16 protein-coding genes and 1 pseudogene are annotated in these 15,231 nt (G+C 62.8%); 10 read left to right on the top strand and 7 right to left on the bottom strand.

Annotated features, from left to right (window positions below; all coding sequences use genetic code 11):
- The first annotated feature begins 44 nt into the window (after window positions 1-44).
- Entirely contained in the window at window positions 45-1,829 is a 1,785-nt protein-coding gene (gene recJ, locus FJ959_RS29605) for a single-stranded-DNA-specific exonuclease RecJ (protein WP_140633545.1), read from the top strand.
- An 11-nt stretch (window positions 1,830-1,840) separates the two neighbouring features.
- Here the strand turns inward: recJ and FJ959_RS29600 are convergent, their stop codons facing one another.
- The 3 genes from FJ959_RS29600 to folE all read right to left on the bottom strand — a co-directional run bounded on the left by FJ959_RS29600 (window position 1,841) and on the right by folE (window position 4,093).
- The gene (locus FJ959_RS29600; protein WP_140633542.1) at window positions 1,841-2,812 is read right to left on the bottom strand and encodes a patatin family protein; all 972 of its coding nucleotides are present in this window, start codon (window positions 2,810-2,812) and stop codon (window positions 1,841-1,843) included.
- Window positions 2,813-2,909: 97 nt separating this feature from the next.
- Entirely contained in the window at window positions 2,910-3,368 is a 459-nt protein-coding gene (gene hisI, locus FJ959_RS29595) for a phosphoribosyl-AMP cyclohydrolase (RefSeq protein ID WP_140633616.1), read from the bottom strand.
- 89 nt (window positions 3,369-3,457) lie between these two features.
- Window positions 3,458-4,093 carry a GTP cyclohydrolase I FolE gene (folE, locus tag FJ959_RS29590; RefSeq protein WP_140517057.1) on the bottom strand — a complete coding sequence of 212 codons (636 nt, stop codon included), beginning with the start codon at window positions 4,091-4,093 and terminating at the stop codon, window positions 3,458-3,460.
- 242 nt (window positions 4,094-4,335) lie between these two features.
- Between folE and FJ959_RS29585 the strand changes: the two genes are divergently transcribed.
- Window positions 4,336-4,782 carry an iron-sulfur cluster assembly scaffold protein gene (locus FJ959_RS29585; protein ID WP_140495827.1) on the top strand — a complete coding sequence of 149 codons (447 nt, stop codon included), beginning with the start codon at window positions 4,336-4,338 and terminating at the stop codon, window positions 4,780-4,782.
- A 16-nt stretch (window positions 4,783-4,798) separates the two neighbouring features.
- Here the strand turns inward: FJ959_RS29585 and FJ959_RS29580 are convergent, their stop codons facing one another.
- The gene (locus tag FJ959_RS29580; RefSeq protein WP_140633539.1) at window positions 4,799-5,704 is read right to left on the bottom strand and encodes a LysR substrate-binding domain-containing protein; all 906 of its coding nucleotides are present in this window, start codon (window positions 5,702-5,704) and stop codon (window positions 4,799-4,801) included.
- A gap of 91 nt (window positions 5,705-5,795) precedes the next feature.
- Here FJ959_RS29580 and FJ959_RS29575 point away from each other — a divergent pair, with 91 nt between their 5' ends.
- From FJ959_RS29575 to FJ959_RS29555, 5 genes and pseudogenes are all read left to right on the top strand, one after another.
- Window positions 5,796-5,954, top strand: a complete 159-nt coding sequence (locus tag FJ959_RS29575) for a hypothetical protein (protein ID WP_140521002.1) — start codon at window positions 5,796-5,798, stop codon at window positions 5,952-5,954.
- A gap of 76 nt (window positions 5,955-6,030) precedes the next feature.
- Entirely contained in the window at window positions 6,031-6,405 is a 375-nt protein-coding gene (gene yidD / locus FJ959_RS29570) for a membrane protein insertion efficiency factor YidD (protein WP_140633536.1), read from the top strand.
- A 142-nt stretch (window positions 6,406-6,547) separates the two neighbouring features.
- Window positions 6,548-7,365 (top strand): annotated as a pseudogene (gene blaOXA, locus FJ959_RS29565) (class D beta-lactamase).
- Between the two features lie 147 nt (window positions 7,366-7,512).
- The gene (gene thrS / locus FJ959_RS29560; protein WP_140633533.1) at window positions 7,513-9,489 is read left to right on the top strand and encodes a threonine--tRNA ligase; all 1,977 of its coding nucleotides are present in this window, start codon (window positions 7,513-7,515) and stop codon (window positions 9,487-9,489) included.
- Between the two features lie 118 nt (window positions 9,490-9,607).
- Entirely contained in the window at window positions 9,608-10,546 is a 939-nt protein-coding gene (locus FJ959_RS29555; RefSeq protein ID WP_140633531.1) for a GNAT family N-acetyltransferase, read from the top strand.
- 52 nt (window positions 10,547-10,598) lie between these two features.
- Here the strand turns inward: FJ959_RS29555 and FJ959_RS29550 are convergent, their stop codons facing one another.
- Entirely contained in the window at window positions 10,599-11,561 is a 963-nt protein-coding gene (locus tag FJ959_RS29550; protein WP_140495833.1) for a hypothetical protein, read from the bottom strand.
- Window positions 11,562-11,715: 154 nt separating this feature from the next.
- Here FJ959_RS29550 and FJ959_RS29545 point away from each other — a divergent pair, with 154 nt between their 5' ends.
- The 3 genes from FJ959_RS29545 (at window position 11,716) to FJ959_RS29535 (ending at window position 13,786) form a co-directional block, all read left to right on the top strand.
- Window positions 11,716-12,300: a nitroreductase gene (locus FJ959_RS29545; RefSeq protein ID WP_140633528.1), complete on the top strand. Its 585-nt coding sequence runs from the start codon at window positions 11,716-11,718 to the stop codon at window positions 12,298-12,300.
- Window positions 12,301-12,909, top strand: a complete 609-nt coding sequence (locus FJ959_RS29540; RefSeq protein ID WP_140633525.1) for a flavin reductase family protein — start codon at window positions 12,301-12,303, stop codon at window positions 12,907-12,909.
- Between the two features lie 202 nt (window positions 12,910-13,111).
- A complete protein-coding gene (locus tag FJ959_RS29535; protein WP_140495836.1) occupies window positions 13,112-13,786 on the top strand; it encodes an isoprenylcysteine carboxylmethyltransferase family protein in 675 nt (224 codons plus the stop codon).
- 3 nt (window positions 13,787-13,789) lie between these two features.
- Here FJ959_RS29535 and FJ959_RS29530 read toward each other — a convergent pair whose 3' ends face one another.
- Both FJ959_RS29530 and FJ959_RS29525 read right to left on the bottom strand, forming a co-directional pair.
- Window positions 13,790-14,671, bottom strand: a complete 882-nt coding sequence (locus FJ959_RS29530; RefSeq protein WP_140633522.1) for a CoA ester lyase — start codon at window positions 14,669-14,671, stop codon at window positions 13,790-13,792.
- Window positions 14,671-15,123, bottom strand: coding sequence for a MaoC family dehydratase (locus FJ959_RS29525; protein ID WP_140517043.1), 453 nt, complete (start codon window positions 15,121-15,123; stop codon window positions 14,671-14,673). Before FJ959_RS29525 ends, FJ959_RS29530 begins: the two co-directional genes overlap by 1 nt.
- Window positions 15,124-15,231 lie beyond the last annotated feature (108 nt).

Genomic DNA, 15,231 nt, shown 5'->3' with positions numbered 1-15,231 from the left:
CGTCGCATATTGTGGGCAATGATCATCCGCAAACGTCGCCTCGCATGACGGGCGAGAGACGCCTTTTTCTCGATGTCCGACAGTCGGCCACCGGTGTTTCCTGGGAACATCGGCTGACCGAGCGGCAGGACATGGTCGCGCTTGCCATCGCACAGGGGCACGGCGTGCCCGATATCGTCGCGCGCGTGCTTGCCGGACGTGGCGTGACGGCGGAACAGGCGGAGCGCTTTCTCGACCCGACGATCCGCGACCTGCTGCCGGACCCGGCTTCGCTGACTGACATGGACAAGGCGGCCATTCGAATAGCCGCCGCGGTGATGGCCCGGGAGAAGGTGGCGATCTTCGGCGACTACGATGTCGATGGCGCCGCCTCGTCGGCCTTGCTCAAACGCTTCCTCGCGCATTTCTCGATATCGTCGGAAATCTACATTCCCGATCGTATCTTCGAGGGTTACGGTCCCAATCCCGAAGGCATGCGCGAGCTCGTCTCGCGCGGCGCGACGCTGATCGTCACCGTCGATTGCGGCACCAACAGCGCGGCTTCCATCGACGCGGCCAATGCCGCCGGTGCCGATGTCGTGGTGCTCGACCATCACCAGGTCGGCGGCGCCTTGCCGGCGGCACACGCGGTGGTCAACCCCAACCGCGACGACGACCTTTCCGGGCAGGGCCATCTCTGCGCCGCCGGAGTGGTTTTTCTCGCGCTGGTGCAGACGGCCAAGGTCCTGCGCGGCCGGCTGGCCGACGCCACGCCGCCGGACCTGCTCTCGCTGCTCGATCTCGTGGCGCTGGCCACGGTCTGCGATGTAGTGCCGCTCACCGGCGTCAACCGTGCCTTCGTCGTCAAGGGCTTGCAAGTGGCGCGCCAGCAGAAGAACGAGGGAATGTCTGCGCTGGCGCGGGTCTCGCGCGTCGGCGAGCCGCTCAGCACCTTCCATCTGGCCTACCTGATCGGACCGCGCATAAACGCCGGCGGGCGCATCGGCGACGCCGCCCTCGGCAGCCGGCTGCTTGCGACCGACGATCCGGTCGAGGCCCGCACCATCGCCGAGACGCTCGATCGGCTCAACCAGGAGCGGCAGCTGATGGAACACGAGATGCTGGCCGCGGCGCGTGCCGAGGCCGATGCCGAGCTTGCCGGCGGCAGCGGGCCGGCCATCGTCGTTACCGCTAGCACCAACTGGCATCCCGGCATCGTCGGCCTGCTTGCCTCCAGGCTCAAGGACCATGCCCGACGGCCGGCCTTCGCCATCGCCTTCAACGCCACCGGCACCGGCACCGGTTCAGGTCGCTCGGTGTCGGGCTTCGATCTCGGCCGGCTGGTGCGCGAAGCCGCAGATGCCGGGCTGATCGTCAAGGGCGGCGGCCATGGCATGGCAGCCGGCATTACCGTCGAGCGCACGCGGCTCGGCGAGCTCAGGGCATTTTTCGAGGAGCGCGCAGCAGCCGACGTGTTCCGATTGCAAGACGAGGAAAGCCTGGCGATCGACGGCGCGCTTGCCGCCGAGGGTGCGACGCTGGCCTTGCTGGATGCGCTGGAAAAGGCCGGCCCGTTCGGTGCAGGGCATGTCGCGCCTGTTTTCGCGCTGCCTCGCCATCGGCTGGCCGACGCCCGGCTGGTTGGCACCAACCACATCCGCGCCGACCTCCAGTCGGGCAGTGGCGGTCGCATCCAGGCGATCGCCTTTCGTGCCGTCGACACGGTGCTCGGCGACTTCCTGTTCAAGAACCGCGGTAAGACGATCCACGTCGCCGGCTCATTGTCGGGCAATTACTGGAACGGCAATCGCAGCGTGCAGTTCCGCATCGTCGACGCGGCACGCGCCTGATGCGTCTTTGATCAGGCGAGAACCGTCTGAAGCCGGGTCAGTTCGCCGATCTGTGCCATCGTTGCCCTATAGCCGATCTGGATCGCCTCATCGGCGCGGTGGAATTCGGTCAGACCGATGTGGCTGAGCTTGGGCTGCAGCGACATGTCCGGCGGATCGCCGGCAAGCCTGGCGCGCGAGATTCGGTCTTGGATGATGTTGAAGGCCTCGACCATGACGCCGGTGATGCCAAGCCGCGTCTGATGCGCCCGGTGCTCCGGGTCGAATTGGCCACTGCGCGGTGCATCGTTCTCGACGACCAGTTCGCCGGCGCTATGCTTGATGACGGCGGCACGGCCGAACAGGTCGTAATGAAGGTTGACCGCGACAACCAGCGGCTGCTCATAGGCACGGCAGACCGACACCGGCACCGGATTGACCAAAGCTCCGTCGACCAACACGCGGCCATTGCAAGTCACCGGCTCGAACACGCCAGGCAAGGCATAGGAAGCGCGCATGGCTGTTATCAGCGAGCCGTTCGACAGCCAGATCTCATGGCCGGTGCGGATTTCGGAAGCGACCGCGACGAACGGCTTGGACAAATCGTCAAAGCGAATGCCGGCCACATGCTCACGCAGGCGAGCATCCAGCTTCATGCCGCCGAACAGACCGCTGCCGCGCAGGTTTAGATCGAGCAGGCCGAAGATGCGCCGCCTGGTCAGGCTGCGGGCGAACTCTTCCAACTCGTCCAGTTTTCCGGCGAGGTAACAGCCGCCGACCAGCGCGCCGATCGAGGTGCCGGCAATCATCGAAACCTCGATGCCGGCTTCATCGAGCGCGCGCAGCACGCCGATATGCGCCCAGCCTCTTGCGCAACCGCCGCCCAGTGCAAGCGAGATGCCAGTTTTCTTTGGTGATGTTGTTTCGGACGCGCCTCCGGACGAAGCGGGACCATTCGCCTCTCGTACGTCCGCTCTGTTACGCAATGACGCCCACTCGAGCATCATGATCTCCCTTGTCCCACAGCTAATATATAGGCGGGCCGTATCGAAATGGTGAATCTATGTGGTTGGCTGCGGGCAAAAGGTTCAAGCTGGTCATTCACGGGAGCTTCCGATACGTTTTTTCCGCATCGAACAAGGGCTCGCTGCCATCGTCGGCAAGCATCGCCTTGCCGTCGATCAGCCCCACCGTCCGATAGAAGCAGGAACGCCGGCCTGTGTGACAAGTTGCGTCGTGGCCTAGCACTTTGACGCGCAACCATATGGCGTCCTGGTCACAATCCGTGAGCACCTCGATGACATGCTGGAGATTGCCTGACGTTTCGCCCTTCTTCCACAGCGCATTCCGTGAACGCGACCAGTAGTGGGCGATACCTGTTTCAAGCGTCAACGCCAGAGCCTGCGCATTCATGTGCGCGACCATCAAAAGCATGCCGTCCGCCGCATCGGTGACGACGACGGTGACCAGGCCGGCGGCATCGAAGCGCGGTGAAAACACCCCGCCTTCTTCCAGCGCTTTCTTGTCTGAGGGAGCCTTCGGAAATTCCAGTGCCGACATCGCCGGGCTATCTTCCTGTTTGACCATGACTATCCGAAAACCGGTATCCACTTTCGGAATCATGGTCCGGCGATGCTGGGCGAGGCGGCTTACACCCCACCGCCACGCACCATGGTGACGAAACGAACCTGTTCTTCGGGAGTATCCTTGAACACGCCGGTGAAGGTCGAGGTCAGCGTGGTGGAGCCCTGCTTGCGGATGCCGCGCATGGCCATGCACATGTGCTCGGCCTCGATCATCACTGCAACGCCGCGCGGATTGAGCACATCCTGAATGACGCCGGCGATCTGCGCGGTCATGGCTTCCTGGGTCTGCAGGCGATGGGCGAAGATATCGACCACGCGCGCGATCTTGGACAGGCCGACGACCTTGCCGTCCGGCAGATAGCCGACATGGGCCTTGCCGATGATCGGCACCATGTGATGTTCGCAATGCGAATGGAACTGGATGTCCTTGACGATGACAAGATCGTCGTAACCAGCCACTTCCTCGAAGGTGCGGCCAAGCTCTTCGGCCGGGCACATGTCATAGCCGCCGAACATTTCCCGATAGGCCTTGGCCACCCGCTTGGGCGTGTCGACCAGCCCTTCGCGATCGGGGTTGTCGCCGGTCCAGCGCAAAAGCGTGCGGACCGCAGCCTCGACCTCGGCCTCGCTCGGCCGGTCGGTGACGGGCTTTTCCATGTAGGCCGACTGGGGCATGAACTTCTTGATAACGGCATCCATAAAGGCGTCTCCCGTAGTCCCTCTCTCAGGAGGAACGAGTTGAACGGACCACGACCTTTCGGCGTCGGAAACTCGCCCGGTTTCCAGCCCCGTAAGCGGCGTGAGCAAACTGCGGCAAAGACGTGGGCTTTTCGTCGCCTTGTCGATACCGGACTGCCACCATTATATATGGTCATGACGAGCGAAAGAAAGACGCGTCAGCGGCAAACGCTGTTCGCTTGGCGGCGACGGACTGGAAAATAATGATCAACGACGTCTACAATGCGAAAATTCTCGGTTTTGCCGGAAATATCACACGGATCGGCCGGCTCGATCATCCCGACGCCAGCGCGAGGGCACATTCCAAATTGTGCGGCTCTACCGTTACCGTCGATCTCAATATGGCAGACGGCGTGGTTACCGATTTCGCACATGACGTGAAGGCCTGCGCGCTCGGCCAGGCCTCGTCCTCCATCATGGCGCAGCATGTGGTTGGCGCTACGGCCGACGAATTGCGCGCGGTGCGCGAGACCATGCTGAAAATGCTGAAAGAGAACGGAGCGCCGCCGGAAGGCCGCTTCGCCGATCTCAAATATCTGGAACCGGTGCGCGACTACAAGGCGCGCCATGCCTCGACCATGTTGACCTTCGACGCGGTGGTCGACGCGATTGGTCAGATCGAGAAGAAGCGCGCCGAAGAAGCCGCCTGATAGCCCATTTGGCGGCCTATTGGAGCCGTCTGCTTTCGGCGAATTCGCTTCTCACCCAGTCGGCGAACGCGGCGGCTGGCTCGGGGAGATCGCGCAGGCTTCTGGCCACCAGCCAATAGGCGCCGGACGCGACGTCGATGTCGAACGGCTTGACCAACGTGCCGGAGGCGAGCTCTTCGCCGATCTGCAGGAGATCGCCCAGCGCCACGCCGTGTCCGAGCAGGGCGGCCTGCTTCGAAAGCGATGCATCCGCCAGCATGGGACCGCGCGCGGGCACGGCGTCGGCAGGCACACCAGCCGCCTCAAACCAGCGCGCCCAACCCTGTCGGTTTTCCTCATGCAACAGCGTATAGCGGCCAAGGTCGGCCGGCTTGTCGAGGGGAGGCCCCGCGGCAAGCAGCGCCGGCGACAGAACCGGTGAATCGACCGTCGAGGCAAGCTGCTCGGCCTCGCTGCGCGGCCACGACACAGCATGCGCACTGAAGCGTAACGCAAGCTCAGGCTGGTCGCCGCGAAACTCAATCAGCCTTGGATCGACTTCGAGCGCGACGTCGATGTCGGGCCGCAATTGGCGAAAACGGTTGAGCCGCGGCACCAGCCATACCGATGCCAGAGACGGCTCGACGCTGACACGAACCACTGTCTGCGCGGGAGCCGCCACCAACTCTGAAAGCAGGGCGTCGATGGCGTCGAAACTCCTGACCAGCTGACTGAGCAGCCGGCGGCCCGCATCGGTCAGTTCGACGCGGCGATGGTGACGTTCGAACAGGGGCCGGCGCAGAAAGATCTCGAGCTCGCGGATCTGCCGGCTGATCGCTGCCTGCGAGACGAAAAGCTCCTCGGCCGCCCTGCTGAAACTCAGGTGCCGCCCGGCTGCTTCAAAGCTCCTCAAGGCCGTCAGCGGCAGTCGCCCACGCTTCATTCGCATAACCCAGGATTATCCGAAGTGGAAATTATACTCGTTTGAAGGCGAAGGCCAGCGGCGGTCTACTCGTCGCCAAGGAGATACGGCCATGATCCAGTTGCTGGAGATTTTTGGCGATGTGATGCGGATTGCAACGTTTCAGTGGCGTGACGAAAAAACCTGTCGAAAGCACCACGAAGAGCAGCCTAGCCCCTGCCGGTGGGCACCGCCGGCTGATCGGCAGCCACTTCGCCGCTTCCGCCCGTGAAAGCTCAGCAAGCAGGGGCGGGATTGCGTTCTCCCGATGAAGCCCACATCTATCGTGTGGAAAGACGGAGATCGCAGTGGGCGACCAGCATGGGCATGCACATACAGCCGGGCCGCCGCGGCAAGGCCGCAACTGGTCCGGCCCGTGGCGCAAGACCCCCGGCCGGGTGTTGGGCACGTCGCTGGTGCGCCTCTATCAACTGACGCTGTCCAGCTTCATCGGCAATTCCTGCCGTCATCTGCCGACCTGCTCGGAATATGCGCATGAGGCGATCGCCCGCCATGGTCTTTGGGCCGGCGGCTGGATGGGATTTTTCAGGGTTCTGCGCTGCGGACCATTCGGCACCCATGGCGTCGACCTTGTTCCGGAGGTTCTGGCGGATCGGTATGTCTGGTTCACGCCGTGGCGATATTGGCGGATCGGCAGCAACCGCGACGAGGCGCGAAGCTGACTGCCGGTCAGTGCTTCAAGGCAACCGTTTACGATCTGGTAGGGTTAACGGCAGCCTGCACAACAACTGCGAATTTGAGACAAAATCGAGACAAGAGACCTCGCTAAGCCGCTCGCCGAACCCCCTCTGGAGCGAGCATCCAATGCGCAATGTCGACCGTCTTCCCTTCATCCTTGCCGGAGTCCTGTTCCTGCTTGCTTGGCTTCTGGGATTTCCGATGCGCGCGCAATCGGCGTCGCTCGGGGATGTGCAGTGCACGTTGATCGCCGATGCACAGAGCGGCAAGACGCTTTACCAGAACGGCGTCTGCGATCAGCGGTTCAGCCCGGCCTCGAGTTTAAGGTGCCGCTGTCGCTGATCGGTTACGATGCCGGCATACTCAGCGACGAACACACGCCGAGCTGGGGCTACAAGCCTGAATTCAAGGCGGTCAAGCGGGACCACAAGACCGTCGATCCGACGATCTGGGAGCGGGACTCGGTGCTGTGGTATTCGCGCGAGATCACCCGCCGGCTTGGACCGGAGAGCTTTGCCGGCTACGTCTCGAAGTTCGGCTATGGCAATGCGGACGTTTCCGGCGATCCCGGCAAGAATGACGGCCTGACCCACTCGTGGGTGAACTCCTCGCTCAAGATCACGCCGGTCGAACAGATAGACTTCCTGCGTAAGCTCCTCGCCGGCAAGATGCCGGTCTCGGCCAAGGCTCACGACATGACGAAAGCCGTCATACCCAGCTTCAAGGCCGGCGATTGGACCGTCCAGGGCAAGACAGGCAGCACCAGGGTCGGGGAGGGCGGTAAGGACAGGCGTTCGCTAGGCTGGTTCGTCGGCTGGGCGCAGAAAGACGGCCGCCAGATCGTGTTTGCCCGACTTGTCGTAGACACCAAGCGGAGCGACATGCCGAAGGGGCTCGCGACGCGCGCGGCCTTCCTGAAGGACCTGCCAATGCTGATTAAATAGCCGAGGCTTTACGGCGGCGGCATCTGCCCATAAAAGACTGCCGCCGCCGGACGCCTCCGGCTACCTGGCAGGTCGCAGCCTCGAACGGCTGACGACCTGCATTTCACCACCCGCGCTCGTTTGCGGGACTGGATAGGAGAATACCTGATGCTGAATGCCGTTTCCCTGACATTTCCCGATGGCTCCGTGCGCGACTACGACGCGGCGATGACCGGTGCAGGCCTTGCCGAATCGATCTCCAAGTCGCTGGCCAAGAAGGCCGTGGCCTATGCCATCGACGGTACCGTGCGCGATCTCTCCGATCCGCTCGGCAAGTCCGGCAAGATCGAGATCATCACCCGCGACGATCCGCGCGCGCTGGAACTCATCCGCCATGACGCGGCACATGTGCTGGCGGAGGCCGTGCAGGAGATATGGCCGGGAACGCAGGTGACCATCGGGCCCGTGATCGAGAACGGATTCTACTACGACTTCGCCCGCAACGAGCCGTTCACTCCGGACGACTTCCCGGTGATCGAGAAGAAGATGCGCGAGATCATTGCGCGCAACAAGCCGTTCACGAAGGAAGTCTGGTCGCGCGATAAGGCCAAAAAGGTCTTTGCCGACAGGGGCGAGCGCTACAAGCTGGAACTGATCGACGCCATTCCTGACGATCAGGATCTCAAGATCTACGCGCAAGGCGACTGGTTCGACCTTTGCCGCGGTCCACATATGGCCTCGACCGGGCAGATCGGCAATGCCTTCAAGCTGATGAAGGTGGCGGGCGCCTATTGGCGCGGAGATTCGAACAACCCGATGCTGACGCGCATCTACGGCACGGCGTGGGCTGATCAGGCGCAGCTCGACGCCTACCAGACAATGCTGGAGGAAGCCGAAAAGCGCGACCACAGGAAGCTCGGCCGCGAGATGGATTTGTTCCATTTCCAGGAAGAGGGGCCGGGCGTCGTCTTCTGGCATGCCAAGGGCTGGAAGATGTTCCAGAACCTGGTCAACTACATGCGCCGCCGCCTCGACGAGCAGGGCTACCAGGAGGTCAACGCACCGCAGGTGCTCGACAAGAGCCTGTGGGAGACGTCGGGCCATTGGGGCTGGTACCGCGACGCCATGTTCAAGGTCACGGTTGCCGGCGACGACACCGATGACGACCGCGTGTTCGCGCTGAAGCCGATGAACTGTCCTGGCCATGTGCAGATATTCAAGCACGGGTTGAAATCCTATCGCGACCTGCCGGTAAAGCTTGCGGAATTCGGCAATGTGCATCGCTATGAGCCGTCGGGCGCGCTACACGGGCTGATGCGCGTGCGCGGTTTCACGCAGGATGACGCGCATATTTTCTGCACCGAGGAGCAACTGGCGTCGGAGTGCCTGCGTATCAACGATCTGATTCTGTCGACCTATGCCGATTTCGGCTTCGACGAAATCAGCGTGAAGCTGTCGACCCGGCCGGACAAGCGCGTCGGCACCGACGAAGCCTGGGATCACGCCGAAGCGATCATGGGCGGCGTGCTGGAGACGATCAGGACGCGATCGGGCAACCGCATCAAGACCTCGATCAATCCTGGCGAGGGCGCCTTCTACGGGCCGAAGTTCGAATATGTGCTGAAGGATGCCATCGGCCGCGAATGGCAATGCGGCACCACGCAGGTCGACTTCAACCTGCCGGAGCGTTTCGGTGCCTTCTACATCGGCTCGGATTCCGAGAAGAAACAGCCTGTCATGGTGCACCGTGCCATCTGCGGCTCGATGGAGCGCTTCCTCGGCATCCTGATCGAGAACTATTCCGGCCATTTCCCGCTGTGGTTCGCGCCGCTGCAGGTGGTGGTGGCGACGATCACTTCGGACGCCGACGGCTATGCGAACGAAGTGGTGGCGAAGCTGAAAGCCGCGGGCTTGTCCGCCGAGGCGGATCTGCGCAACGAGAAGATCAACTATAAGGTCCGTGAGCACAGCCTAGCCAAGGTTCCGGTCATCCTCGTCTGCGGCAAGCGCGAGGCGGAAGAGCAGACGGTCAACATGCGCCGCCTCGGATCGCGCGATCAGGAGTCGCTGGGTCTCGCCCAAGCGGTCGCGCAGCTGACCGAAGAAGCGATCACGCCCGATCGCCGACGCAAACCTGCGGCCTGATCCGGTAGTATTTCAAGCGGAATGGCGGTGGAGCAGTCCACCGCCATTTCCATATCGCACCGTCTTCACATCCCTCCGTTTTCACATCCCTGTCACGGCAGTCTTGTAACAAGCCCTCATGCTCAAGCTGAAATTGCGTGAAAAACCGTTTCCCGAGCTTTCCTATGCTAATCCCCGACAGCCAGCGCTGACGCGGTGGGTCATCCATTCCATCGAAGGCCTGTCCGGACGCGACCGTTTTGCAGCGCTTTATGATTTTTGGCGCCGCCAGGTGGTCCCGTCCGGCGAGCGCGTGTTCAGCCGCATGCTCGAATTGATCGATGTGCGGGTGCGAACCCCCGACCAATGGCCCCCGCAGACCCTGCCTGACACGCCGCTGGTGATCGTCGCCAATCATCCCTTTGGCATCGGCGACGGGATTGCCGTGCTGTCGCTGGCCGAGCAGCTCGGGCGGCCGTTCCGGGTCATGATCCACAAGGATCTGCTCAAGATCAGCGAGATGGAGCCCTATTCGCTGCCGATCGACTTTTCCGAAACCAAGGACGCGTTGAAGAACAACATGGCGGTGCGTCACGAGGCGGTGCGGCTCTTGAAGGAAGGCGTCACCATCGTGGTGTTTCCGGCCGGCGGCGTCGCCACCGCGCCGAAAGGTTTTGGCCAGGCACGCGATCTGCCATGGAAGATGTTTCCGGCCCGTCTCGTGCAGGATGCCAAGGCTTCCGTAGTGCCGATGCATTTCTCCGGCCAGAACGGCAGGCTGTTCCATCTGGTCAGCGGCCCCATGAACATGGCCGAGCGCGACGGGCGCATGGCGAAGTTCGTCGGCAAGGCATCGCTGACGCTGCGCATTTCGTTGCTTATCCACGAGTTCGCCCGGCTTTCCGGCAAGTCGATCGACGTGCGTGTCGGCGATGTGCTGAACTGGAATGAACTGGAGCCCGTGCGCGACCGCAAGGCGCTGCTCGAGCGCCTCTATAAAGGCGTCTTCGATCTGGCGCCGCCGGTGCCTTGCCGGCGGATTCCATTCCTGCCGGCACGGGCCAAGCTGGCGGCGTAGGTCCATTTCGTGGAGATCCGAAGGAAAGCGGCCCGAGGCTTTCCGGAATTGACTAATCCGCGCCTTCTTCCGGATCCATCGCGGCGGCTTCCGTCGCGAGAACCTCGATTTCCTGGTTCTGTCCGGCCACGACAGTGAAATCCTTCTGGTAGATCCGGTCGCGGTTCTTGGCGATGATGGTGTAATCGCCTTCGGCCAGAACCATGGAGGCGAAGGCGCCGACGGTTTCCTTGATCGGATCGCCGGATTCGTTGAGCAGCGACCATGATGTGTCGGCGATCGCTTCACCGCCCGCTTCACGCACCAGCTTCAAGGTAATCTCGGCGGCGTGATGCTCGACGGTGGCTTCGGTCAGCTTGCCGGCCTCGACGCGAATGTCGGAGCGGATGACGGCATTGACCGCGCCATAGGTCGAGACCACGTGGTAGATGCCGGCATTGAGACGCACGACGCTGTTGGGCTCGACGTCGGGAATGATCAGCGCGCGATCGCCATTGGGTTCGGCATTGCCCTCATAGATCGAGAAGCGCAGCTTCTTTGGCGGGATGCGCGCCCCTCCCGAAAGGACGGCATCGAGCTTCAGGCCGCCGGCATCGAGCACGAGGCTCTCGCGCTTGGCGTCCTTGCCGACGGTGATGCGCTTGGTGGCGCCGGCCCGGCCGTAGGAAGCGTGAACCAGATAGCTGCCGGGTTCGAGTTGGAAGACCGCCGTGCCGCCATGGGCGGAAGCCACCATCGGCAATTTGCCGTTGACGGCCTCCGGCTTGAAGACGCGCCAGACGATGCCGCGAGTGATATCGCCTCCCTTGTCGGTCAACTGCGCGGACAAGGTGATGGCGCCGCCGCCGCCCAGCGCCAGCGATGTCTCGCCTTTCGGCGTCGCATAGCTCGAAATTCCGGGAAGCTTCAGGTCGCTGACGCCATCCACATTCTGCGCCACGGCAAAGGAAACCGGCGCCATGAGCAGCAGGGTGCAGACCCAGATCAGGAAAAGACGCAAAGTCCCCTCAAACATGCCTTGCGTTGAAGCCCATGGCGGTGGCAATTTCAAGGCTTAAGAGTCCGACCGATACGACTCTCCAGCCTGGCGCGCCCGCGTCGATGCCCGAGCCGCCCCGCATTCCCATGGCGCGCTTCAGCTCAAAATCGAACTTAGGAGACTTGCGCCCATGGCGTCCCCGATCATCGACTTCCTGCTGACCCGCAATTCAGCGCCGATACCGGACTTGAAGGAGCCCGCGCCCGGCGACGCCGAGATCGCCACGATGATCGCCGCGGCCACGCGCGTGCCCGATCATGGCCGGCTCGAGCCCTGGCGCTTCATTCTTTATCGCGGTGATGCCCGCATCGAAATCGGCAGGAAGCTGGCGGCCCTTGCCGAACAGCGGGAGGGACCTTTACCGGATGGCCGCCGCAACCAGGAGCTGGCGCGCTTCTCGCGCGCGCCGCTGGTCATCGGCGTGGTGTCGGTGCCGAAGGAAAATCCAAAAATCCCGCAATGGGAGATGTTCCTGTCCGGCGGCATGGCGGCGATGAACCTGATGATTGCTGCCAACGCACTGGGCTATGGCACCAACATGATCAGCAACTGGTATTCAGACGTGCCGGAAGGCAGGGCGATCCTGGGGCTGGCGCCGCAAGAGCGCGTCATCGGCTTCGTCCATGTCGGCTCCTATGGCGGCCCGGCGCCGGAGCGGCCGCGCCCCGATCCGGCAAAGCTTTATGCGGACTATGCCGGGCCCTGGGCGGGGTAAGTGTTCTACGAGCCGTCAAAGGGGCACGGACTGCCGCATGATCCGTCGAAGGCGATCGTGGCGCCGCGCCCGATCGGCTGGATCTCGACCCTTAACGGGGCCGGCGAGATCAACCTCGCGACCTATTCCTTCTTCAATGCCGTTTCGACAAGGCCCTTCATCGTCTGGTTTTCCTCCGAGGGCGAGAAGGACAGTGCCTCCTTCGCTGAGGAGACCGGCGAGTTCGTCGCCAATCTGGTCGGCCGCGATCTCGCCGAGAAGATGAACCGGACGTCGGTCGACGCGCCGCGCGGCGTCAACGAGTTCGTTTATGCCGATCTCGCCATGGCGCCGTCGCGTCTTGTCGCGCCGCCGCGCGTGGCGGCCGCACCCGCCGCACTCGAATGCAAGATGACCGAAGTGTTCCGGCCAAAGGCCCTGGACGGAACGCCGACCAGCGCCGTCGTCGTGGCCGGCGAAGTGATCGGCGTGCATATTGACGATGCCTACCTGAAAGACGGCCTGTTCGATATCAGCAAGGCCGGCAATGTCGCTCGCCTCGGCTACATGGATTATGCCAGCGTCAACGAAGTGTTTTCGATGCGCCGGCCGCGTTGGGGCAAGGATTAGCCCGCAAGGGGGCCCAGTCACTGTGCTTTCCTGACGGCGAGCCGTCATCACGACGCGCCCTGAGCTTGATGACGCGGCATGACGAAACCTTCTGCACACCAGGACCGTTTCGTCCAGGCGCGGGATGGGCGATAGTCCGCTGAGGGTCGGCGGTAGTCTGTTGCTGGTAAATGCCGACGGCAAATATCATGGAAGGTTGATCATGGTCTCGAGATTGATCCTCCAGACGTTCGTGTGGTTCGGCGCCATGGGCGCGCTGCTTTTCCTGACAGCGGGTACGCTGACCTGGCCGGGAGCCTGGGTATATCTGGCGGTGATGACCGGGCTGAGCCTGACCCTTGGCGTGACGCTGGCCCGGCGCGATCCCGGGCTGATGAACGAACGGCTGAGCTCTCCCATCCAGAAGGACCAGACCGCGGCCGACAAGGTTCTGTTGAGCATACTCCTGCTCGGCATATTTGCCTGGCTGGCCTTCATGGGTTTCGACTACCGCTTCGGCTGGTCCGTCGTTCCGGTCTGGGTACAGGCGATCGGTGCGCTGGTTCTGCTGGTCGGACTATGGATCAGCTATCTGACGATGCTGGAGAATAGCTTCGCGGCGCCCGTCGTGAAGATCCAGGCGGAGCGCGGACAGCAAGTGATCACAACGGGTCCCTATAGCTATGTGCGCCATCCCATGTATGCCGGCGCCATCCTCTTCTTTGCCGGCACGGCTCTCCTGCTCGGCTCCTGGTGGGGGCTGGCACTGGTCGTCGTGTTCATCGTTCTCTTGGCCATCCGCACATTCATCGAGGAAAAAACGCTTCGCACCGGCCTGCGCGGCTATGACGACTATGCGGCCCATGTCCGCTACCGCCTGATCCCGTTGGTCTGGTAGCGGTCAGGCGGAGATTCCGGCTGCCCGGGCGCGTGCCAGAAGCCGCTCGGCCAGCCGCAGATGCGGCCGGTCATACATCTTGCCGTCGATGCCGACGACGCCGGGATTTCCCGCCGCCTGGAATGCCGCGACAATTGCCGCCGACTGTTGCACCGCTTCCACCGAGGGCGTGAAGGCGGCGTTTATGACCGGCACCTGATCAGGGTGGATCGCCATCTTGCCGGTGAAGCCGTCACGTTCGGCCTCCCTGCATTCGGCCTCGAAGGCCGCCATATCGCGGAAATTCGGGAAGACGGTGTCGATCGCCGCGACTTCCGCCGCGCCGGCGGCGAGAATGGTCATGGCGCGAGCGAAGCGGAATATTTCGGTGTAACGGCCATGCTGGTCGCGGGTGGTTCGCGCGCCGATCGCCGCCGACAGGTCTTCCGCGCCCCAGGTCAGCCCGGCAAGCCGCGCGCTTGCCCCGGCGTAGCTCGCCGCCGCCAGCACGGCCGCCGGTGTTTCGGTAATGATCGGCAGGATTTTTGTCGCGCCGTCGGCCAGGCCGTTCTCCGCTTCGCGCAGCCTGAGCTTTGCCGAGAGGTGCTGGACATCCTGGCCGCCAGCCGATTTGGGCAGTATGACGCCGTCGGGCGTTGCCGGAATGAGCGCCGCAAGGTCGTCGTCCGTCAGTCCGGTCGACAGGTCGTTGACCCTGACGTAGATCGCCGATCGTGTTTGCGCCCGGTGGTTGACGATGAATCGCGCCGCGATCTTTCGCGCCGATGCCTTGTTGTGGGGCGCCACCGAATCCTCGAGATCGACAATGACCACGTCGGCGCCGGCGCCAAAGCCCTTCTCCAGCTTTCTCTCGGAATCGCCGGGAACGAACAGCAGCGAACGCATCAGGCTATCTTCTTCAGCATCATGGCGTGTCTCGTGCATTTGGCGACGAGGTCGCCGTTCTGGTTATAGGCCCGATGTTCGAACTCGACGATGCCGCGATCGGGCTTCGACCTGGATTCGCGCACCGAGACGACAGTGGTCTCGACGCGGATGGTGTCGCCATGGAAGACCGGATGCGGAAACACCGTTTCCTTCATGCCGAGATTGGCGACAGTCGTACCGACGGTGATGTCGTTGACCGAAATGCCGATCATCAGGCCGAGCGTGAACAGCGAGTTGACCAGCGGCTTGCCCCATTCGCTCCTGGCGGCGAAATCGAAGTCGATATGCAGCGGCTGCGGGTTCAGCGTCATCACCGAGAACATCATGTTGTCGCTCTCGGTGACGGTCTTGCGCAGCGTGTGCTGGAAGACATGGCCGACGACGAACTCCTCGAGATAAAGCCCAGCCATTTTCGGTCTCCTCCGCTGCTGGACGGTTGATAGGCGCTGCATCCAGCGCTCGCAAGCCAGTTAACGAACATGGTGAACGCTTCATAAACCAATTCGTCCTAACGTCCG

The organism is Mesorhizobium sp. B2-2-4 (assembly GCF_006442375.1).
Taxonomy (GTDB): Bacteria; Pseudomonadota; Alphaproteobacteria; order Rhizobiales; family Rhizobiaceae; genus Mesorhizobium.
This window is presented reverse-complemented; position numbering and strand designations above follow the sequence as displayed.